Below are 23,664 nucleotides of genomic sequence, written 5' to 3'. Positions count from 1 at the left end.
CTGGCGCCAGATTGAATACTTTACATTTTAATATTTACGAACTGAAAAGTGCCTAACTAATACAATAATTGCTCCAAGCATACTCCCCAAAAAAGCACCTAAAATACATATTAAGGCGCGCTTTGGCTTTTCTTTTTCTTCCATAACTAAAGCTGGATCAATAGTTTTGAACACATATTCTTCCCTGACATTTGCGAACATGATAGTTTTCGCCTGCTCTTCGATAAGTTGGTATAAAATCGATTGAATTTCTGAAATATCTGTATTTTCTAGTTGTTTAGTTAAGAACTCTGTACTTAGCTCAGCTTCTTTAACATCACGCTCTTTCATTCCGCTATTGATATCTTGTATGAGCCAGTTAACCCAATTTTGAGCAACATATGGTGAAACATGTTCAATAAAGATTGTAACCATTCCCGTCTCTTTATCTTCACCAACATAAAAAATCTTTTCAAATTCTTTAAACCCCTCTTGGTAAGATGGCTTTTGTTTAAAGGGTAGCTCAACTTCCCTTACCCACTTTTTTTCTTCTGAGCTGTAAATGTCGTCGTCATAAATTATTGTGTTTGATTTTATATCCCAAGATTTTGCAGCCATTAAGTCTGGCAGAATTTCATGTCTTTCGATGAAAGATGTTATGAACTTCCTCGATTTTAATATTTCAATAGCAAGCTTAGCTTTATTATTACTAGAGCCACCTAAATCAACACCTGCTAAGCTCGCTAGCCCTCCGAACTGCCCTGCTAACGCAGACAAGTTGTTCGCCCCATCCTGTTCGACAGGTGAAAGTAGCGCTTCAGACTTATAAATATTAGGCAAAGTAACCGCATATATAACTGATATTAAAGAGAATAGAAAAGCAATTGCTATTAATAGCCACTTACCTTCCCAAAGAGCAACTGTAATCTCTTTTAAGTCAATTTCGTCATTCGTTCTCATTGAGTCTGTTCTTATTTCACTTTGTTTTATGCTCTGAGACATTTTGTTCTCTTTTAAGGCTATTAACTATTTTCTACTAGAGTGGAGTATTTTAATAATAACTATGTTTATCAGTAAGAATATTCTGTATGTAACAGCACTGCTGGTATGCTTCCGCCCCTAGGTCACAGTTCCTACTTACTGATAACAATAACTTATTTGAACTGCATAATGTAACTGAGGGGCTTTAGTTGTATTACAGACTGCCAATCGCAGCAACCGCTACACCCAGTTGATAAAGGATCTGGGTAGCAGTGCTCCATAGCGTTAGCTTATCCATATGGCTTGCATCCATCGGTATTACTATTGTATCACCAGGTTCTAACTGCTCTGAGTTATTAACCGCAAACCAGCCAGCTTTATTTGGAATTTTTACTGAACCATTAGCTTTAATAATATAAATGCTATCTTCATTGGCACGCTCTTTAAGACCACCACTTAGGGCAATATAATCGTCAACACTTACGCCTGTTTTATATAAGTGTGATGTTGAGTAATTAACCTCACCAATAACACTAATAGAGTCACGTTTGCTAGGTACATACAATACATCACCGTCTTGAAGGACTAAGTTTTGTTTGTTTTCAACAATAAGTGGTAAATCGATAACTAAGCGCCCTACCGCTTCTACATTCGCTAAATCATTTAATAGCTTATTCATTTCATCATAAGAAAGTGAATTACTACTCACTGAATTTTGAAAGCTCTTTGATGCAATATCGCGGCGTAGCTCAGTTGATAAGCGGGCTAGCTGTTGCTGCTCTTGCTCTTTAATCGAGGCGCGGGTGAATATAGCTGCTTTTTGCTCAGCAAAATCAGAGAAGCCGCCTGCGCGCTCTAAAAGCTCTGTGAGTGTTTCGCCGCGGCGAATTGTGTATGTACCAGGGAACCTTAATTCGCCTTTAAGTTCTACTTTTACGTTTTCTTGCCAATTGGGGATGGCGAATACGTTAATGCTGTCTTTGCTTTGCAGTTTAATATTGCTTTGCAAATCTCCACGCATCGCACTTTCAAGGTTTAAACGTAAGTGCTCTATTTTTGACGAGTCGCTTGCAACAATACGCGTAATTTCTGCTTGTTTTACGTAGGCAGATTCTAGCAAGCCACCTGCAGCGGTTACTAAATCACGAACTTCACCGCCTACAACTAAGGGATATACACCAGGAAACGTAACATTGCCACTAATTTCAACAACCTGAACAGCTTGCTCAATTGTAGCTTGTTGTTTGAGCTTAGCCAAAAAGGACGCTAAAAGGTTATGCCGACTAAATAAAGCGTATGTATCAGATTCAGATTCAGATTCAGATTCAAGTATGGTATTGTTTAGCGTTAAACCGATATATTTTTCAAACTCTTTTTGCTGATATTTATGCCATTGCTCAGCCTTAAGCTGTTGTTCTTGCTGTTCTTGGCTCAGTGCCATGTTCGCAAGTGCTGATTTTTCAGCTTCTTTTTCTTCAAAGCGGCTAAATACTATAATTTTATCATTTGCTTTTAGTGCTAAGTTGTTTTCAGGGTTTTTAATAATGGCTTGTGCTACATCAAACTGGTGCGCTTCTATATCACCATTTATATTAATTTCGCGAATAACTAAGCCGTAGCTTAAATCGGCTTGTGGCAGTAAGTCGCCACGTACTGATTTTAAAACATCGGAAATACGCTTACCTTGATGCCATTGATAATTACCCGGGCGCACTACAGCACCAATTAAGCTAATAGAGTTTTGGTATTGTGAGCTTACAGAATTAAAGCGTACACGGTCGCCATCTTGCGGGATGTAGTTAATTTGTGGCTTGGTAAAATCTACTGATAAAACTTCTTTGCGATCAAAATTGAAACGCTCTACCACGGCATTTTTAGCATAAGCACCCGGTTTTAAGCCGCCGGCCATAGTGAGTAATTGCTTAGCAGTCTCACCTTTTTTAAGTTCAAATATTGCAGGGCGTTTAACTAACCCTTCTACAGTAACTTGGGCTCCTACTGGTGGCACAAAAACAACATCGCCAGGCTTTAAAACAATATCGTTGCTGCTGTCGCCATTGATTAGTAAATCGTAAAGATCGAAATTAGCTACTGTTTTACCAGCGCGTTTTACTTGTATGTTACGCAATGAAGCTATTTCAGACACTCCTCCGCTTACAAACAAAGCATGTGATACGGTTGTTAAAGACGATACGCTGTAACTGCCTGGTTTGTAAGCTTCACCTAATACAAGTATGCGCATACTACGCAGTTGGCCCAATGATACAAAGGCTTTTACACCAATAACTTCTTGCTCAACTTTTACTTTTATTAGTTCTTTAATCTCGGCAAAAGTTAAACCAGCTACTTCAACAGGGCTTAAATCGGGAATGCTAATTCGTCCTTCACGGTCAATAGTTACATCAAAACTATCGCTTTCTTTTCCGTAAAAGTTAATTTTTAGTTGATCCCCAGGGCCAACTATATAAGTGTCGGATACGGCTGCATTTTCACTTGGCATAAATGTGGTGGGCTCACCGGCAAAAAGCTCGTAGCCGTAAGGTTTTAACTCTTCTGTTTTTGGTTTAAAGCGCTCTTGGTAAGTTAAATCTTCTTGTTCTTGTTCTTGTTTTTCACGCTCACCGATTGTAGGCTGCTGCTCGTTTGTATTTTCATTACTTGATTGATTAGCGCCAGTGATCGTAGAAATATCTACACCGTATTGTTTTGCTAGGGCTTCTTGTTGGGCTTTTGGCAGCTTTTTAAATTGCTCAATTTGCGAGGCTGATGGCGTAAAAGCCATGGTACTAAAACTACAAAATAGAATAAAAGCACTAAAAAATTGTGTAAAAACTTTCACGAGTAGGTATATCCCTAGGTCTACAACCAAAATAGGTCGCTATAATACATTAAATCTAAACAAATAAAAAAGGGACTTTCGCCCCTTTTGTCACTTAAATGTCATTAAATACAGTTTTTAGTTAAAAACTGTAAACTAACGTTAATGACGTCTCTGTATCTGTGCTTTCTTCGTCATCAGCAACATCTGAGTTGTTGGTAACATTAAAAGCGACTTTCATTTGCAGCGAGCCATTTATTTTTGCTAGCAATGCAGTTTCTGAACGCGTTTTGGTGTTTGAATCACCGTACTCAACTGATACAAGTTGAGTAAAACGTGCGCTATCTGAAACCTGCCAGTTGTAATCAAGTTTACCTAAAGCAATTACTTCACTGTCGCTTTCGCCCGCAAGTAGGTTACCGTCGTCATCAACTTGCGTGCTGTCGTCTGAGTATTCAAAAAATTTGTAACCCGGACCAAACTCTGCATTTAACCACATATCTGGTTGGTCAATTAAACGTAAGCCGTAACCCGCAGAAATTACAGATTCAGTTCTATACGCGCCAAAGTAGTCTGAAACGTGTGAACCATAAATGAATAAATGAGAATTCTTTTCATTTAATTTGTAATTACCTTGCGCAGATGCAGAGTACTTTTCGTTCGTACGCTGTTTGTCTTTGTCGCCGTTGTCATCCTCTACTTCATCTTCTTTATAGATGCCGTCGATTTTGTACTCATTATTCCAGTTTTCTAGGTGATGTAATACCTTTAAACCACCTTTTAATGTTGTAGTTTCAGTGTTACCACTAGTGACAATAGCACCTAGCTCGCTTGTTACTTCCCACGTTTTTTTCTCTGCGTCTTCAGCGAATGCGTTAGTTGCAGCAGACGCTGCAACTAACAGTGTTAAAAGCTTTAATTTCATTAAAAATAACCTATTTAATCCTAAAAATTATACTAATTCGCTTAATTAAGTAATCTATTTTGAGGCTGGAAAAACGTATTGATAGCCAGGAAAAAAATTCGCTATTTAGTTGTTCTAAATGAGAATTTTTCAACGCAGATAGCGACACGTTTAACCCCGCAAAATGATTAAGTATTATTGCGGATTTGTATTAGTCTTGCTTGTGTAAATGTACATCCATTTGTGGAAATGGGATTGTAATGTCTGCATCATCTAATGCAATTTTAATGTTCTCTAATAATGCCCAGTACGTTGGCCAGTAATCACCAGAGTTTACCCAAGGACGCACAATAAAGTTAACGCTTGAGTCTGCAAGTTCAGAAACTGCAACAGTATATGCAGGATCTTTAAGTAAACGAGTCTCTGCGTCAAGTACTGACTGTAATACTTCTTTTGTTTTACGTAAGTCAGCATCGTAACCTACACCAATTACTAAGTCGATACGGCGAGTAGACTCACGCGAGAAGTTAGTAATTGCACCAGACATAATTTGTGAATTTGGTACGATAATTACTTTGTTATCTGGGGTGCGAAGCTCTGTAGAGAATATTTCAATTTTTTTAACTGAGCCCATTTTACCGCCAGCTTCAACAAACTCACCTGATTTAAATGGACGAAGTAATATAATAAGTACGCCAGATGCAAAGTTAGACAACGAACCTTGCAGCGCTAAACCAACAGCTAGGCCAGCCGCACCTAAAATAGCAATAAACGAGGTTGTTTCTATACCGATTTGCGAAAGTGCCATTAAAATAGTGGCAGCAAATACGATGGCATAAACTATACTCGATACAAATGAGCCTACAGCTTTATCAACTTTCTTTTTATCGAATGCTTTTTCTGTTAAACCTGCACAAAACTTGGCAATACGGCTACCGAGTAAAAAGATAACAAGCGCAATAACTGCTTGAATACCGTAGTGTAAAATTAGGCCTGAGTTTTCGTTTAGCCAAGTAAGTATTGAATCCATAGTAACTCCAAATAGTTTTTATTAAGCAATTTCCCGCAAGTGAGTATACATTAATTTACATTTTACTCTCATTAAATAGTAAATTATCACTACAAAATAGTTTTTATTGTCAGCGCTATTACGCTACACACTCTTTATGAACCTTTACTGATAGTAGGCAATTTTATGAAATATTTATTTTTTTTGATTTTTTTTAATTTTAGGCTTCACAACATTTATAATATTATGTATTATGCGCGCCACACCAAACGAGGTGTGTAGTGGCGGTTGTAGCTCAGTTGGTAGAGCCCCGGATTGTGATTCCGGTTGTCGCGGGTTCAAGCCCCGTCAATCGCCCCATTCTTTTCCTTTTGTTCCTGTTTTATCCCCAGTTCGTTTTTAAATTTAAATTTGCTCATCTATCCTACTTTACCTAATACCTTACTTGATCAGATACTAAATTAGTTTGCTGTTTACAATCGCACAATAATGCACCAATATACTTTACATATAAACAGAAAGTGTTACCTTATTAACGTTTAATAGCATTTAGTATTAGCAAACCACCACTTCTTCTTGGGATATTCTAACGAGCATGATCAAACACGCTATTTTTATTTTATTACTTGGTTACCTTTCTTTTGCTAGCTTGAATGCAAAAGCCCAAAATAATATTTCCTATGTAAAGCTACTTGGTGAACTGCAATATTTAATTTCGCAAAAGCAATTTGATGAAGCGTACAAAAGCAGTCAAAAACACTATAAATATTTGGGCGAACCTGATTTTGACTACTTGCTTGGGGTTTCAGCACTAAATTCTGGTCTTTCTGCTCCGGCGGTATTTGCTTTTGAGCGAGTAATAGAAGCAAAACCACAGTGGTATGAGGCACGTTTATATTTAGTAAAATCTTATATTGCTGCCAATAATTTACCTGCAGCTAACGCTCAAGCGAATGTATTAATTAATACTGATACTTCACCAGAGGGTGTAAAAAAAGCGGCTCGTTCTTTATTAGCAACATCACAGCACAAGCAGCGCTTAACAGAGCGTACATATGATCAGAGCATTGAGCTTGCATATGGTGTAGATGGTAACGTTAATGCAGGCACCTCTGAGGATACAATTTTAATCCCTAATTTGGGTGAGTTTTTACTATCACCAGAAAGTAAAAGCACTGACGATAATTATATAAAGCTAAATTATAAAGGGCGGTACTTTCACCCCATTGATCAGCGAAGCTCTTTTGCTTTAGGTGTAAATACCGATTGGTATAAATTTAATGAGCTATCTGAATATGACCGTATTAATACCAATATATCAGGTCGATACCAACAAAAGATAAATGATAACACCCTGTGGTATTTGCAAGCTGGTATTACGCCTTTACTGTTAGATGGCGAGCTATACAGAACCGAGTCATCATTAACAAGTGGAGCTAGTTACCAATTTAATAAACAATTAAGTGTATTTGGAGCGCTATCAATTGGCCTTATGAATAATACATTTGACGAGAAACTAGATAACTCCTTTTACACTCTTAATATAGGTGCAAGTTATCTATCTCAAAAATGGTACCAAAGCGTTAGCGCAAACTTTAAAAATGAAAGCGCTAACATTGACGAAGGTGAGTTTAATGCAAGAAGCATTAGCGGAATTTATTACCAAATAAATGCATTACTTAGCCAACAATGGCAAGTCTCTGCACAAACAGGGTATCAATGGATTGAATATCAGGATGAGCACCCGCTATTTCTTCAAGAGCGAAGCGATGACCTATTGATACTTTCTAGCTCGTTACGCTACTTAGTTAATAAAAGTTTAGCGTTGCAATTAGCATTGAACTATCAAGACAAAACCAGTGATATTTCTTTGTTCGAATACGATCGCTTTGATACCAATATAAGCGCAAGTTACTCATTCTAATTAAGGTACTTATGAAACATTTAATTCCGGTATTAACCACCTTACTTTGTGTGAGTTTTTATTCTCAAGCGAGCACAACTGTTGCAGGAAAAACTATTTTAGCTCGGGGCGCTGTACTTGCTACAGATGCCGAATCCGCCCAACAACGAACACTTAAGCGACGCGACACGGTATATGGCGTTGATAAAATAACGACTGGCGAAAAAAGCAAAGCGCAATTTTCAATGTCTGATGGCGGCTTAATTGCATTAAAAGAAAACTCTGAGCTAAATATTGCTAACTATGAATTTAATACAACGACTCAGCAAGGCTCTGCCTCTATTGAGCTAATAAAAGGCGGGCTGCGTTCTATTTCGGGTGTTATTAAAAAAAATGGTGGCGCGTACAGTGTTAAAACACCGGTTGGATCAATTGGTATTCGCGGTACCCATTTTGAACTACAGCTTATAGATGGTGATATGTATGTAGCTGTTTGGGATGGCGCAATAGATTTAACACTAGAAGATCAAAGCGTTGTATCCCTTGGCAGTAATGAGCCTTTTTCTTTTGCGCAGGTTACCTCATTAGGGCGCGTGATTAAAACAACTCAGGCACCTGCTGTTTTTACCCAAACCATAGCGACTATTAGTGATGACACAAGTGCTGAGCAACCAACAGAGCAGCAATCAATAGTACAAAACAATACTTCAGAAAAAACGACAGATGCCGATATATCAATAACTGATGTTTATGCTCAGCAGCAATTTCAGGCGGTAAATGATGCAACCTTAATTGACCAAATCGCGCAGCGCCAAGGTGTTTTTAATTACCAAGCAACCAGCTTTGATGTGTCGTCGAGCCTAGGAGAAGTCAGTGATTTTTCTATGTCTATGTCGGTAGATTTTGATAACGGCACAGTTCCCGATGGAGAAATTAGCTTTAATGATGCTGGCGGCAACTGGTACGCAGCTTACAGCGGCTTAATTGATTTAACCAAACTAGATTTAGCCGTTACATTTGCTTCTCATAACAACAATAAAGCAACTGGCCAAATTGATGCTGTGTTTTTAAATGACATAGATACCATCACGGGTGATTTTAGCCTTAGTGAAATTAATAACCCTGCTGTAAATGCCGGTGGCGACTTTAGATTAGAACCTTAAGTAACCTGCACTTTGGGTAATAATTTTCTTAACTAGTATTCAGATTAAGTAACTTGAATATAAAGCTTTTTATTGGAGTATGTAGAATGACAGCAAAGAACCTTTTTTTGCTCGGTTCAATGGTTTTTTTGCTTAGTGCGTGTGGAGGCTCCGATGAGACAGCTCAACAAGACTCTGAACAGCTACCTGTAGAACAAGTTACACCCACCCCTTCTGCTACACCGATAAACCTTACAGGTATAACGGGTAACTCTGTTGTTACTAAAACACAGGTGTCGGGTGCCGTGGCCTCTAGCAGAGGGGTTGTAGGCACAACGGTTGCAAACTCTCAGGCTACAATAACTCTTTCACAAATTAATGAAGTTATACAAGGCAATATCACTTTTTTACTTAGCGTGTCTGATCCCGATGGCATTAGCGCAGTAAATTTAGTACTGCCGAGTGTAAATAAAAGCCTAGCACTTTGCACACAAGCATGTGGAACAGATTTTGAGCAGCCGGTTATAGGATTGAGCCCTTACTTTTATGGCGTTGATCCTGGTGATCTACGCTTAGAGATATGGATCACCGATAGCCTTAACAACCAGGTACTTGCAGACGCAGTGACGGCTAATTGGCAACCCTACCAAATAGAAGGCACAACAGCACAGCGAGACGGACAAACGATTAATTTAGCGTGGAAAGAAAACGAAAACTTAAACCGCTACAATATTTACTTAGCAACCGAAGCTGGCATTACCACCAGCAATATAAATACGCTAGAAAATGGCCAGCAGTTTTTAAGTGTATCTGGCTCTAGCTTTAGTGTAGACAACCTATTAGCTGATAAAAGCTATCAAGTTTTAATAACTGGTGTAGATGGCAGTGGTGAAAGTGGCTTTGCTGAGTTAATTAACGTAGCACCGCAAGGAGGAGAGCTAAACTTTGCGCCAAAAGCGGTAAACGATCAATTTTTAGTTAATGAAGATCAAGCCTTGCAAGGCAACGTTTTAACTAACGACACTGATGAGTACCAAGGGGAGCTATATATAAACACAACCCCTTTAGTTACCCCTCAGCATGGCAGTATTTCACTCAGCGAAAGCGGTGATTTTACTTATACGCCACGAGCTAACTTTAACGGCATTGATGCATTTAGTTACCAAGTAATTAATGAACTTGGGATGACAGATACCGGTATTGTAGAAATAACGATTAACGCTGTAAACGATGCCCCCATAGCCCTTAATAACACATACAATATAAGTGCTGACGGAACGTTATTAGTTGGCGCCCCCGGCTTATTAAATAACGACAGCGATATAGACCAAGATCTACTCACTCTAGATACAACGCCTGTTAGCCTACCGAGTAAGGGTACTCTCACACTTGTTGCTGATGGCAGCTTTGAATATGTAGGTAGTGCAAATATGCAAGGCACTGATAGTTTTCAGTACCGTATTTTTGATGCTCAAGGTGCTGAGGCTATTGCAAGTGTTACAATTAATGCACTGGATCAAAATAGCCCGCCTACTGCTGCAAACGATAGCTATAGTGTAGATGAAGATACCACACTTGTAGTTGATGCAAGCCAGGGTCTACTTGCTAACGACACAGACCCTAATAATGATACTTTCATCATTGATGATACTTATCTTATTTCACCTGCCCATGGGCAATTGCAATTAGCTACCGATGGTAGTTTTTCATATATTCCTGATTCTAATTACTACGGTATCGATGAATTTCAATACCAAGTGATCGACACTTTCGGTGCAACTGCCACTGCAACGGCAACACTCACAATAAATAGCATGCCTGATACCCCTAATGCTCAAAATGATGAATACCAATTTCAGTATAATCAAACACTGGTTATTTCAGCTGAAAATGGCTTACTTAAAAACGATGTAAACATAGAGCCAGGTAATCTCACCGTTAACACCACTCCCGTAGTTAACGTACAAAGCGGTACTTTGGCACTTAACGTTGATGGGTCATTTTCCTATCAACCTGATTCAGATGCATTAGATGTTGATAGTTTTACTTATTCAGTTTCAAATGAACAAGGGCTAACATCCACAGCACAAGTTGTATTAAGTAAAACAGGGTCTAACTCCCCTGCTGAAGCTAATGATGATGAATATACGTTATTAGAAGACAGCCCTGCTACTTTGTTAAACGTATTAGAAAACGATACCGATGCCAACGGCGATACACTTACCCTTACTAATGTTACAAATACAATCGGCAGCGCACGCATTGTAAACAATAGAATTGAGTATACACCTGAGCCCAATTACTTTGGTGAAGTAACCCTAAACTATACGATTTCTGATGGCATTGCAGATGGCACGCCAGCTCAAAGTAGCGCAATGGCCACCCTCATTATTATACCGGTTAACGATGCCCCCATTGCGGTGGCTGATAGCGCCGCAATGCAAGAAGATGCATCGCCAATTTTAGTTGATGTGCTTGCCAATGACACTGATATAGACAGTAACAATTTAACTATAACAAGTGTTGGCACCGAATTTGGTTCAGCCAGCATTGTTGATAATAAAATTCAGTATAGCTCTGCACCTAATACCCATGGCGTGGCAATTGTATCGTACAGTGTATCCGATAATAACGGCGCAGAAGCAACGGCTAATTTACAAGTAACCATTTCGCCAATTAATGATGCACCAATAGCAAATGCCGATAGCATTACCATTATAGAAGACGCTACTGCTACCTTAATAAATGTATTAAGTAACGACACAGACATAGATGGTGATACCTTAACTCTTAGCTCTGCTAGCAGTGATATTGGCAGTGTCTCAATTGTAAATTCTCAAATTCAATACACTCCCGCAGAAAACAATAATGGCACTGCAACAGTCAGCTATACAATAACCGATGGTACGCAAAGTGCTTCGGGGATACTTACAGTAACAATCACCTCTGTTAATGATACGCCGGTAGCAAACCCTGATACCGCAACCATTTTAGAAGATGCTGCGCCAACGAGTATTAACGTAATAGCTAACGACACAGATGTAGACAACGACCCCCTTGCTATTAGCACAGCAAGTGCAAGCACCGGCTCAGTATCGGTGTCTGGCAGTAACCTAGTTTATACACCTGAGGCAAACTTTAACGGCCAAGCCGTTGTAAATTACACACTTACTGACGGCACGACTACCGCCGCAGGTGTGCTTACGGTAACAGTAACAGCAGTTAACGATGCACCTGTTGCTAACCCCGACACAGCGACTATTTTAGAAGATGCTGCAGCAACAAATATTAACGTACTTGGCAATGATACAGATGAAGAAAACGACGCTCTTTCTATTAGTGCGCTAACGACCACATCAGGTGCAGTTACAAGTACAGGTAATGATGTAATCTTCACGTCTGAGGCTAATTTTAATGGCCAAGTAACGGTAAATTATACCCTAAGTGATGGTACTGATACGGCTATGGGCGTACTAACAATAACTGTAACGCCCGTTAACGATGCCCCAATTGCAAACCCTGATACCGCAACCATTTTAGAAGATGCCGTAACAACAAACATTAATGTATTAAGTAACGACACAGACCCTGAAAATGACTCGCTCACGATAAGCGAGGCAAGTACCAATACTGGTAGCGTATCGGTAGCCGGTAGCAACCTTGCTTATACTCCAGAGGCCGATTTTAACGGCCAAGCAGTTATAAATTACACCCTAAGTGATGGCACCGATACAGCCTCTGGGGTACTTAATATTACGGTTACACCTGTGAACGATTCGCCAGTTGCCAACCTTGATACAGCCACAATAAATGAAGACAGCTCGACTACTGTAAATGTAGTGGCTAATGATACTGACACTGAGGGCGACTCACTCACTATTACCACGGTTTCTGCTGACTCAGGAAGCGCAACCATTGTGGCGAATCAAATACAATATACACCGCAAGCTGATTATAACGGCACTGCAGTTGTTACCTATACAGTTAGTGATGGCGAGGCGGCTACAGCAGCTACACTTAATATCACAATAAATTCCGTGAACGATGCGCCGGTAGCAAGCCCAGATACAGCCACGATTTTAGAAGATGCCGCAGCAACAAATATTAATGTGTTGGGCAACGACACTGATGTAGAAAACGATACACTTTCTATTAGTGCTGTAACTGCCACATCGGGCACGGTAACAAGCTCTGCAAGTGATGTAATTTATACTCCAGATGCAAACTTTAATGGTCAAGCCACTATAAATTACACCCTAACTGATGGCACTGATACAGCCAATGGCGTGTTAACTATTACGGTTACCCCAGTGAACGATGCGCCAGTTGCAAACCCTGATACTGCCACTATTTTAGAAGATGCCGCAGCAACAAATATTAATGTGTTGGGCAACGACACTGATGTAGAAAACGATACACTTTCGATTAGTACTGTAACTGCCACATCGGGCACAGTAACAAGCTCCGCAGATGATGTAATTTATACTCCAGAGGCAAACTTTAGCGGTCAAGTTACTATAAATTACACCCTCAGTGATGGCACCGATACAGCCAATGGCGTGTTAACTATTATGGTTACCCCAGTGAACGATGCGCCAGTTGCCAACCCAGATACTACCACCATTTTAGAAGATGCCTCAGCAACTAGTATAAATGTATTGAGCAACGATACGGATGAAGAAAACGATACACTTTCTATTAGTGCTGTGACTGCCACATCGGGCACAGTGACAAGCTCTGCAGGTGATGTAATTTATACCCCAGATGCAAACTTTAGCGGTCAAGCTACTATAAATTACACTCTAAGTGATGGCACCGATACAACCAATGGCGTGTTAACTATTACGGTTACCCCAGTGAACGATGCACCTGTTGCAAACCCTGATACTGCCACTATTTTAGAAGATGCCGCAGCAACAAATATAAATGTGCTGAGCAACGATACAGATATAGAAAACGATACTCTTTCTATTACTTCTGTAAATGCTGATGTTGGCGCCATTTCTAGCTCTGGTGCTAACGTTGTTTACACGCCAGAAGCTAACTTTAATGGCCAAGTAATCGTAAATTATATCCTAAGCGATGGTACAGACACTGCTGCGGGAACATTAACCATTAATGTAACCCCTGTAAATGATGCGCCTGTAGCGCAACCTGATACAGCAACAATCAATGAAGATGCTCCCGAAACAACCATTGACGTTATAAGCAACGACACCGATGCAGATACAACCGATACCCTAGCTATAACAGCCGTTACAGCAGATATTGGTACAGCGAGCGTTGAAAATAATGAGATTAAATATACCCCCGCCTTAAACAACGAAAGCACAGCAACACTCACCTACACGTTAAGTGATGGTACTGATGAGGTGCAAGGTAATTTAACCATTACAATTGTAGCAATTAACGATGCTCCAACGGCAGTAAACCAAACTTTTGCTATTGGTGAAAATGCCACTGATGGAGAAACAATTGGTACTATAACAGCGTCTGATATTGAAAATGATACCCTCACATTTAGCCTAAGCGGTGGCGAAACCTCATTATTTAATATTGATAGCAATAGCGGGTTGTTAACCGTAAATGGCAACAGTGCCTTTAATTTTGAAACAGCTACACAGCACACAGTTAATATAGATATTACCGATAACGGCTCTCCAAATGAAACCACTACAATAACCATTAATGTGAATATTACGGATGAAGAAAACCCGTTAATTCCTGTAGAAGATGATACATTTGGACGAGCGATTAACGAACAGTTAGATCTTTCGAGCGTTTTTTCAAATGGTGAATTTAACGATAGCATTGAGCTTAACACTAACCTTTATTTTGTAGGTTACAATAACAACACAGATACAGATATTGTTGTTGTTTCTTATACCAATACGGGCGATTTAAACACTGCATTTAATAGCAGCGGCTTTAAAACGATAGATTTTGGTGAAGATGAAACAGGCACGGCTATTATCTCTGGTAATGGTGAATTATTTATAGGTTATTCAAGCTTTAATGGCTCAGAAACTGAAGCATGTTTATTAAAAATGAGTGCTGCAGGCGTTATAAGTACTAACTCTGGCGACGCTAACAGCGGTACTAAATGTACAACACTGGCTAGTGAATCTGTAATAAACGACCTTGAGTTCACCGACAATAAAATACAAGGCGTTGGCTACTCGGTAAATGGTTCAGACAAAGACAGTTTATTTCTTAAATTTGATGTATCGACCCTCGCTTATGAATCAGGCAGCCCAGGTATAGTAGATGTAAGTGGCCAGAACCTGGATGATGAATCGCACGCTATTAAAAACTTTGGTAACTCTGATTTACTTGTAGTGGGCAGCAGCATAGGTGAAGAAGGTGATTTAGATGCAACCATCAGATACCTTATTCCGGATGGCAACAATAATGGAAGTTTTAACTCTGGCGATGCGCTTATATTAGATTTATCGGACGAAGAAGGTGACGATGAGCTACTTGCAGTTGGCGGAGTAGACGCAGCTAATTTTAATGCCTTTTTAGGGGGATATATTACTCGCTCTTCAGGTGAGAAAGAGGCTGTAATGATCTCAATTGATAACAATGGCAATATTGATGAGAATATAGGGGATGAAGGAATCGCCGTATACAATATTGATGAAAACTCGGGTTCTGCTAATGGCGGCGCACAAATAACGGGTGTGCAATACGCCCCTATGAGTAATCAAATCATTCTCTCAGGTACTACAGGTGTGGAAGCCTCTGGTGATACCCAAAACGAGCAACTATTTTCGGCGCGAGTATCTATATCTGATGGCGCGCTTGACACTAGCTACGGCAATGCAGGCATAAACATCGTCTCTAACGTTATCAGTCATCAATCTGCTAATGCATCAACTATTGATGTAAATGACACTCTGTGGTTATCAGGCAAATTTAACGATTCATCTAATGAGCCTTTTGTAACGTCAATAACGAGTGATGCAAATTTAAACACCGACTTTGCAATAAATGGCTATACAAGTATAAATGACTTAAGTGTTAGCTCAGACGACTTATCGATGAATGTATTGCAGCTACAAAACGGCGTGCAAGCCAATAAATTTTTAAGTGCCTCTATTGCACAACTTAATACTAATAATAAGCTAGTGCTCACTCGCTATACCAGTGCAGGCATTATTGATACCAGCTTTAGCCTTGATGGTAGTAAAGCCTTAAATATTGATGTTGCGTTTAAAACCATTACTTTAAAAGAGCTTAGCGATGGCAGCATCATTATTGCGGGTACACTCATAAACGGTTTAAACGAAGAAGGCTTTATAGCAAAAGTAGACCAGGACGGTAACCTAGATGAAAGCTTTGCCAGCGAAGGTATTTATACCACTGTAGATATATTAAATATCAATATTAACTTTGCAGATGTTGCAGTAGATAGCAGCGGCTATATTGTTGCTGTAGGCTCTTCGACTAATGCTTTAAGCGTAACAAGATCGTTTGCAACGATGTTAAAAAGCGATGGTAAATTAGAAAATAGCTTTGCTACAAGCGGTACTTATTACGGCAGCGTAAATGAGTTTTTTGAAACACTCTATATTGATGCAAATAAAGATATATATATTGCAGGCAAGCAAGTATCTGGCAGTGACTCGCAATTAATAATGTTGAAAATAGACGATGATGCTAACGCGCTATTTAGCTATACAGATAGCCGCTCTTCGACAGATATTAGTAATAGAGCAGCAAAAATACTCACCGATAGTGCGGCAAATCTCTATTTAGTTGCTAATGGAGGCACTACGCCAAACCAAGCGGTGATCATCAAGTTACAACCAGATGGTAGCGAAGATACTAGCTTTGCCACTAGTGGTGTGGGGCAATACCAATTAGCATCAAGTTCTGATACTAAAGTTACCGATGCGGAGATTGATACTACAGGTAATATAATTTTATCAGGCATGAGTGATTCTAAAGGGGTGATTGGCCGTATATTAGCTAATGGCACTATCGACACCTTATTTGGAGAAAATACGCTTGGTTATTATCAGGCTAATCAATGCGATGGCACACATCAGTTTACATCAATGCTTTTACAAACAGATACCCAAGTGGTACTTAGCAGTACATGCTTTGATAATGCCTCTAATAATGTCAGTTTATCTAAGTTTAACTTTTACCCTGATGGAGTTAAGCCCTAAATTATGAAAGTTAAATTTTATGGCGTAAGAGGCTCAATGCCATCTCCGGGTGAACATACGCACCAATTTGGTGGTAACACCTCATGTGTGTATGTTGAGCAAACAAATGGCAAAAGCCTGATACTCGACTCAGGAACGGGCATTGCACAGTTAGGTGAAAAGCTCATAGAGCACACGACCCCCATTGCAATTTTATTAACGCATAATCATTGGGATCATATTCAAGGCTTTCCTTTTTTTAAGCCTATTTACCAAGCCGATCGCGATATAACCATTGTTGTAGGTGATGTTGAAGACGAGCAAACTAAAAATGCGATTTTAATGCAAATGTCTGGCTCTTTTTTTCCGGTTAGCTACCAACACTTACCTGCAAACATTACATTAAACACTCAGCTTGCTTCTCAAAAAAACTTTACTCTAAATAGTTTTAACGTATTTACCGCGCCGTTAAATCACCCAGGCGGCGGCACAGCGTATTGTGTGCATGCTGAAGGCAAAAAAATTGCTTATATAACAGATAACGAATTGGCCCCACCCGGTGTTGTTAAAACCACAGTTACCCAGTGGGCTGAGTTTATTAAAAGTGCAGACTTATTAATTCATGATGCACAATTTACTACCGAAGAGCTCACGCTTAAGCACGGTTGGGGGCATAGTACATTTAAGCAAGTAGCTGAATTAGCAATGCAATCGTGTATTAAAAATTTAGCGATTATAAGCCACGACCCAGCAAGAACCGATGACGAGCTACTCGCAATAGAAACACATTTACAGGCAAATTATGGCGAGCATATTAATATTGAATGTGCCAGAGAAGGCCGAACTTTTGAGTTTACGCCAAGTAAGGATTAATAGTTATTTCTCGCGTTTATATTCCTAAAATTTACCGCCACCTATTTGTAGGCTTAGCCATTACGCTGCTTATAGCTGCTGTAGAATTATTCTCTAGTGGCGCATTAGCCAAGCTGCTCAATAGGGTCGAAGGTATTATTTACGACTCTAGGCTATTGCTAACTTTACCCGATACTCCCCGTCAGCTCGACGAAACCGTTGTTATTATCGACATAGATGAAAAAACGATGCAAGAGCAAGGGCGTTTCCCGTGGAGCCGGGCAAAAATGGCAGACCTGGTAAATAAACTCACAGAGGCCGGTGTTGTAGTTATTGCATTTGATATATTTTTTTCTGAACCGGAAACAAACCCTGTTAACCAAATTCAATCTAGAGCCCCTGATTTATTAAGTGCATACAAAGTAGCGTTAAATGATATTAAACATCAGGTAGATGCTGATACCACTTTTGCTAAAGCACTCAATAGTAACGATACCGTATTGGGTTTTTTATTAAACAACGATACCTACAAACAGCGTAACCCGTTGCCAGATACAAGCGTACTATGGCCAAAGAGCGAGCAAAGTAACTCCCAAGTAACCCAGTTTTTAGGCGCTACTGTTAATATACCTATGCTGCAAAATAGTGCCACGGGCAACGGATTTATAAATGCCCACAGCGAAAACGACGGATTTATCCGTAAAGCGGCACTGGTTAATAGAGTCGGTGATAAGCTCTATCCTTCTTTAGCACTTGAGGCAGCACGTTTATATACCTTAGCGGACAGTGTTAAAACACGCGCGAGTGCCCAAGGCGACCTGACCTTTTTTGAAGGGGTTAAATTTCATGAGCATTGGATTCAAACAGATGAGTACGGCCAAATTTATATCCCGTACAAAGGCCGTGCTAAAAGTTTTCAATATTACTCTGCCACAGATGTATTAACCAAAAAAGTTACCGAGCAGCAATTAGAAGGCAGCGTAGCATTTATTGGTACATCCGCAATTGGTTTAGCTGATTTAAGAGCAACACCAGTGGGTTTACAATACCCAGGGGTAGAAGTCCATGCCAATACTTTTGAAGGGCTACTCCATCCAGAAATTTTACCTTCTCAACCCACATGGGCTTTAGGGGCAACATTATTAATAATTACCTTTGTGGGCTGTTGCTTATCGTTTTTAAGCTTTCGTAAAAGCGCCCGCTTTATTGTCACACTTTCAGTGAGTGTGGCTGGGCTGGTTATATTGCTTAATTTTTATTTATGGTCAGTACAAAAAATTAGTCTGCCGCTATTTATGCCGCTGTTACTTATTTCCCTATTAGCAGCCTACTTTGTTTTTATTGGCTCTATAGCAGAAATGAAGCACAGCCGAAAAATCAAATCGATGTTTAATCAGTATGTACCGCCTGACCATATTGAGCAGTTAATTCGCCAACGTAAACAGCTTACTCAGCAAAGTATAAAACGAAATATGACCGTATTATTTGCTGATATAAGAAGTTTTACTGCGCTGTCGGAAGGAATGAGCGCAAATCAATTAAGTGATTATTTAAATCAGTACTTATCGGCGACTACAAAAGTTATTTTTGATCACAGTGGCACAATAGACAAATACGTAGGCGATATGATTATGGCCTTTTGGAATGCCCCACTTGAAGATAGCGACCACGCAAAACACGGTGTTGAAGCAGCAATGGCAATGGTAGCAGGCCTTACAAGCCTTAATAAGGCATTTGCTGAGCAGCGGCTTCCTCCCATTAGCATTGGTGTGGGTATAAGCACTGGCGAAATGAATGTTGGCGATATGGGCTCGGTGTACAGAAAAGCCTATACAGTACTTGGAGATGCAGTTAATTTAGGCTCAAGAGTAGAAAGCTTGACCAAATTTTACGGGGTAGCTATTCTGGTTACAGAAGAGACAATGCTCGCTTGTCCACATATTGCATTTCGCTTAATTGATAAAGTACAGGTAGTGGGTAAAGTAAATGCAACTGAGCTATATGAGCCTGTCAACTTTATAGCTGATATAAGCGAAAGCCAGCTATTTGAAATTAAAAAGTCGTTCACTGCTATGCAGCATTACAATAATAAAAATTGGCAACTGGCTCTATCGTTATTTGAAGAGCTAAGTGAAACTAGCTTATTGACTGACCACGTTTACCACATTTTTATTAACCGAATTAAAAATACCGATTTGCAAACTTTAGCACAGGATTGGAATGGCGCCTTTATTCACAAAACAAAGTAGTAATGATATGTCTGAGTACATTAAAGATAGAACAAATCTTCATCACTTTATTGATATTAGTATTAGGCTAACAACAGAAAAGGATGCGAGTAAACTTCTTGAAGAAATTCTACAAGTTGTTATGTCTATTTCTAACTCTGACGCAGGGACTATTTACTCTATTACAGATGACAAGCAGCTAAAGTTTGAAACGGTTATTAATAAATCTTTAGACCTCTATTTAGGGGGAGCTTCAGGGAAGCCCGTTGACTTTCCTAATATAGATTTGTTTATAAATGGAAAAGAAAACGAAACAGCTATTGTCGCTCATGCGGTTAACTCTGGCGAGATTATTAATATTCCGGATGTCTACGCGGCCCTGCCCTTTGATATGAGCGCTGCGCGTAATATGGATGCGCTTACAGGGTATCGTACTCAGTCTATGTTAACGATTCCGCTAAAAGATCATACCGATGATATTATTGGTGTGATCCAACTGATCAACGTAAAAGATCAACACGACAATATAATCACTTATAGTGACGAACTTGTCACATTGATACGATCATTTGCATCGTTAGGCGCTATATCACTGACAAACTCTACCCTTATTAATGGAATGGGAGAGCTATTTTCTAAATTTGTAGAAACCATTGCTATGGCCATCGACGAAAAGTCGCCTCATACCGGCGGACACTGTAAGCGAGTTCCTGCGCTTACTTTAATGCTTGCTGATGCTGTGCATAAAATTGACCGTGGTCCCTTGGCTAACTTTTTAATGAGTGATGCAGACCGTCATGAGCTAGATATAGCGGGCTGGCTTCATGATTGCGGCAAAATAGCGACTCCCGATCACATCATGGAAAAGTCGACCAAGTTAGAAACTATTTTTGATCGTATTGAACACATTGAAGCTAAATTTGAAGTTATTAAACGTGATTTAGAAATAAGCTATCAAAAACAAATTATCTCTGCAATGAAGCTCAATAGGCCAATTGAGGTTTTACAATTTGAGCGCTTACTCGATACCGAATTAAAACAACTTTCTTTAGATCGCGCGTTTCTGCAAAGAGTTAATGTGGGTGGCGAGTTTTTATTAGATGAAGATGTTGCGAATATTGACCGCATAGCATCTCACTATCATTTAACTATAAACGGCAAAGATACCCCGTTACTAAACGCAGATGAAGTAGAGAATTTACAAATACGCAGGGGCACACTAACGCTCGGCGAGCGCGACGTTATGAAGCGCCATATGGATGTGACTAAAAATATTTTAGACACACTGCCATTCCCTAAGCATTTAAGTAATGTGTCTGAATATGCATTGGGCCACCACGAAAAACTAGATGGTACAGGCTACCCGCAAGGATTAACTAAAGAGCAAATGTCGATTCCGGCAAGGCTAATGGCTATTGCAGACATTTTTGAAGCCTTATCAGCAGTAGATAGGCCTTATAAAAAAGCAAAGCCTGTGAGTGAGTGTTTAGCTATTTTAGGAAAAATGGTAGAGAACAACCATTTAGACGCCGATATATTCGCGGTATTTGTAGAGAGTGAAGTGTATAAGCACTACATAAATGAGTACGCAATTGCAGAGCAATTAGACTTTGTCGATTTAACCACCCTACCGGGCTATTCACCTATAAAATAAGCCAGGTTAACTTACTCAAGCTATAAAAAATGCCACCTTGCGGTGGCATTTACACACGGGTTATTTCTACAAGTAGAAATTCTTTTTATTTTTGATTATTTTTAAACAAAAATTATGCCGTAAATGTAGCACTAAGGCCTATATCTAGCAATAAAAAGGTAACCTGTAGTTATAAACCTATACCAATTCGCAATAATATTTAATCATTTTTTTGGGCTAAACGTGTCGCTACTGGCGTTAAAAAATGCTCATTTACGACTGCATGGATGCACAAGGTAGAGCAATGCAGGAGCAATTGCCGAGAACAACTAAATAGCGAATTTTTTGCCTAGCTATCAACACGTTTTTCCATCCCCAAATTGATTACTTAATTAAGCAAATTGGTATTAGTAACCTAAACCGTGCTGGGTAATCAATTTTTCATGGTTTATGGTGTCATCGTTTTTAAACTTTGATACACACGTATTTTTCTTCAAGGTATTCATCAAGCCCTTGATGGCCCCCTTCTCGGCCTAAGCCTGATTGCTTAACTCCACCAAACGGTGCCACAGGGTTAGATATAATCCCTTCGTTAACACCAACCATGCCAAACTCAAGCCCTTCGCTAATACGATAGATCTGCTTGATATTTTGACTGTAAAAATAAGCCGCTAAGCCATATGGAACATCGTTAGCAAGGGCTAGTACTTCGCTTTCCTCATCAAAAGGAATAACCGTTAATACCGGGCCAAATACTTCTTCGTGGTATATATCCATTTCGGTCGTTACGTTAGTAACAATGAGCGGGTTTTGAAAGCTGCCGCCTAAGTCGCCGTTATCCCCTATTAGGTCTGCGCCTTTATCAAGTGCATCTTGCACAAGCTGCTGCACTTTTTCTTTCGCTTTTGGGTAAATAAGGGGGCCAATGTCTACGTCCTCTTCAAAACCATTGGCTACTTTTAATGCGGCTACTTTAGGCGTAATTTTACTCAGCACTTCATCTAAAATACTGCGCTGAATAAAAATGCGGTTTGCGGCTACACATGCTTGGCCACTGTTTCTAAACTTAGCCGCCATGAGGCCGCCGATTGCTTCGTCTATATCGGCGTTATCAAAAATAATAAAGGGGGCGTTTCCGCCAAGTTCCATGGAGGTACGTTTAATCGTACCCGCACACTGAGAAAGTAACTGCTTGCCTACGCCTGTTGAACCTGTAAAAGTAAATTTGCGCACCACTTCTGAGTCTGTAAGTATTTGTCCGACTGTTTTTGCGTCTTGCGAAATCAGTACGTTAAAAGCTCCTTTTACAAACCCGGCTTGATCGGCAAGGTATGCCAACGCCAAAGCACATAAAGGTGTATATTCAGAAGGTTTTAGCACAAAGCTACAGCCTGCAGCGTATGCTGGCGCCACTTTACGTGTCACCATAGCAACCGGGAAGTTCCAAGGAGTAATGCCAGCCACAACGCCTACAGGTTGTTTAAAGCTCGTTAATCTATGTGTATCGTCGGTTGGGGGGATCACATCGCCGTAACTGCGTTTAGCTTCTTCTGCAAACCATTTTATAAACCCAGCGCCATAGTCTATTTCACCTAACGACTCTTTAAGCGGCTTTCCTTGCTCTTTGGTCATTAGCTCAGCAAGCGTTTGCTTGTGTTTTATTACCAGCTCATACCAACGCATTAACGTATCACTTCGCTCAGTGGCATTGGTTGATTTTAACTTAACAAACGCACCTTGCGCTGCCTTTATTGCGCTATTAACGCCTTGCTCGTCTATATCACTTACTTCAACAATACTTTTTTCGGTCGCGGGGTCGTCAACGCTAAAACGTTTATTGGTTTTATAAAATTCACCATTAATAAACGAGTCACTGAAAATTAGATTACTCAAAATAGACCTCCGAAATAGTTTTATGGGTTAGGTAAAACGCGTAGCAGATGTATGGACTCCTCCCCATTAACGGGAGAGTACGGTATAAAGAAATTGCAAAACAACTTTTACCAATTAAGGAGTCCATACATGGCACAGTCTAATTTAATTGCTATTGATTTAGCAA

11 protein-coding genes and 1 tRNA gene are annotated in these 23,664 nt (G+C 39.8%); 7 read left to right on the top strand and 5 right to left on the bottom strand.

What is annotated here, in order from left to right; all coding sequences use genetic code 11:
- Positions 1-27: 27 nt before the first annotated feature.
- From PSI06_RS11495 to PSI06_RS11480, 4 genes are all read right to left on the bottom strand, one after another.
- A complete protein-coding gene (locus PSI06_RS11495; protein ID WP_273603385.1) occupies positions 28-981 on the bottom strand; it encodes a Wzz/FepE/Etk N-terminal domain-containing protein in 954 nt (317 codons plus the stop codon).
- Positions 982-1,174: 193 nt separating this feature from the next.
- Complete coding sequence (locus tag PSI06_RS11490; protein ID WP_273801102.1) at positions 1,175-3,799, bottom strand: SLBB domain-containing protein; 2,625 nt, start codon at positions 3,797-3,799, stop codon at positions 1,175-1,177.
- A 121-nt stretch (positions 3,800-3,920) separates the two neighbouring features.
- Positions 3,921-4,703 carry a DUF481 domain-containing protein gene (locus tag PSI06_RS11485; RefSeq protein WP_273603383.1) on the bottom strand — a complete coding sequence of 261 codons (783 nt, stop codon included), beginning with the start codon at positions 4,701-4,703 and terminating at the stop codon, positions 3,921-3,923.
- Between the two features lie 190 nt (positions 4,704-4,893).
- Positions 4,894-5,712 (bottom strand): mechanosensitive ion channel family protein, encoded by an 819-nt coding sequence (locus PSI06_RS11480; protein WP_273603382.1) that lies wholly within the window; start codon positions 5,710-5,712, stop codon positions 4,894-4,896.
- Positions 5,713-5,975: 263 nt separating this feature from the next.
- Between PSI06_RS11480 and PSI06_RS11475 the strand changes: the two genes are divergently transcribed.
- The 7 genes from PSI06_RS11475 to PSI06_RS11445 all read left to right on the top strand — a co-directional run bounded on the left by PSI06_RS11475 (position 5,976) and on the right by PSI06_RS11445 (position 21,626).
- Positions 5,976-6,051 (top strand) — tRNA-His (locus tag PSI06_RS11475).
- Between the two features lie 235 nt (positions 6,052-6,286).
- The gene (locus tag PSI06_RS11470) at positions 6,287-7,615 is read left to right on the top strand and encodes a hypothetical protein (protein WP_004585783.1); all 1,329 of its coding nucleotides are present in this window, start codon (positions 6,287-6,289) and stop codon (positions 7,613-7,615) included.
- 11 nt (positions 7,616-7,626) lie between these two features.
- Complete coding sequence (locus PSI06_RS11465; protein WP_024032474.1) at positions 7,627-8,757, top strand: FecR family protein; 1,131 nt, start codon at positions 7,627-7,629, stop codon at positions 8,755-8,757.
- 86 nt (positions 8,758-8,843) lie between these two features.
- Positions 8,844-16,913 carry an Ig-like domain-containing protein gene (locus PSI06_RS11460; RefSeq protein WP_273603381.1) on the top strand — a complete coding sequence of 2,690 codons (8,070 nt, stop codon included), beginning with the start codon at positions 8,844-8,846 and terminating at the stop codon, positions 16,911-16,913.
- Positions 16,914-16,916: 3 nt separating this feature from the next.
- Entirely contained in the window at positions 16,917-17,765 is an 849-nt protein-coding gene (locus PSI06_RS11455) for an MBL fold metallo-hydrolase (RefSeq protein ID WP_273603380.1), read from the top strand.
- A gap of 5 nt (positions 17,766-17,770) precedes the next feature.
- Positions 17,771-19,993 carry a CHASE2 domain-containing protein gene (locus PSI06_RS11450; RefSeq protein WP_407073073.1) on the top strand — a complete coding sequence of 741 codons (2,223 nt, stop codon included), beginning with the start codon at positions 17,771-17,773 and terminating at the stop codon, positions 19,991-19,993.
- Positions 19,965-21,626 (top strand): HD-GYP domain-containing protein, encoded by a 1,662-nt coding sequence (locus tag PSI06_RS11445; RefSeq protein ID WP_273603379.1) that lies wholly within the window; start codon positions 19,965-19,967, stop codon positions 21,624-21,626. Before PSI06_RS11450 ends, PSI06_RS11445 begins: the two co-directional genes overlap by 29 nt.
- Positions 21,627-22,070: 444 nt before the next feature.
- Here PSI06_RS11445 and PSI06_RS11440 read toward each other — a convergent pair whose 3' ends face one another.
- Entirely contained in the window at positions 22,071-23,498 is a 1,428-nt protein-coding gene (locus tag PSI06_RS11440) for an NAD-dependent succinate-semialdehyde dehydrogenase (RefSeq protein ID WP_273603378.1), read from the bottom strand.
- Positions 23,499-23,664 lie beyond the last annotated feature (166 nt).

This window comes from Pseudoalteromonas sp. GABNS16E, from assembly GCF_028598715.1.
In the GTDB taxonomy this organism is placed as follows: domain Bacteria; phylum Pseudomonadota; class Gammaproteobacteria; order Enterobacterales; family Alteromonadaceae; genus Pseudoalteromonas; species Pseudoalteromonas atlantica.
The sequence above is the reverse complement of the archived record's forward strand: the minus strand, read 5'-3'. Positions and strand labels throughout refer to the sequence as shown.

Bases quoted from the DNA above. Each gene is read 5' to 3' on its own strand.
- PSI06_RS11495 (WP_273603385.1), bottom strand. From the start codon at position 981: ATGTCTCAGAGCATAAAACAAAGTGAAATAAGAACAGACTCAATGAGA.
- PSI06_RS11485 (WP_273603383.1), bottom strand. From the start codon at position 4,703: ATGAAATTAAAGCTTTTAACACTGTTAGTTGCAGCGTCTGCTGCAACT.
- PSI06_RS11480 (WP_273603382.1), bottom strand. From the start codon at position 5,712: ATGGATTCAATACTTACTTGGCTAAACGAAAACTCAGGCCTAATTTTA.
- PSI06_RS11470 (WP_004585783.1), top strand. From the start codon at position 6,287: ATGATCAAACACGCTATTTTTATTTTATTACTTGGTTACCTTTCTTTT.
- PSI06_RS11465 (WP_024032474.1), top strand. From the start codon at position 7,627: ATGAAACATTTAATTCCGGTATTAACCACCTTACTTTGTGTGAGTTTT.
- PSI06_RS11460 (WP_273603381.1), top strand. From the start codon at position 8,844: ATGACAGCAAAGAACCTTTTTTTGCTCGGTTCAATGGTTTTTTTGCTT.
- PSI06_RS11455 (WP_273603380.1), top strand. From the start codon at position 16,917: ATGAAAGTTAAATTTTATGGCGTAAGAGGCTCAATGCCATCTCCGGGT.
- PSI06_RS11445 (WP_273603379.1), top strand. From the start codon at position 19,965: ATGGCGCCTTTATTCACAAAACAAAGTAGTAATGATATGTCTGAGTAC.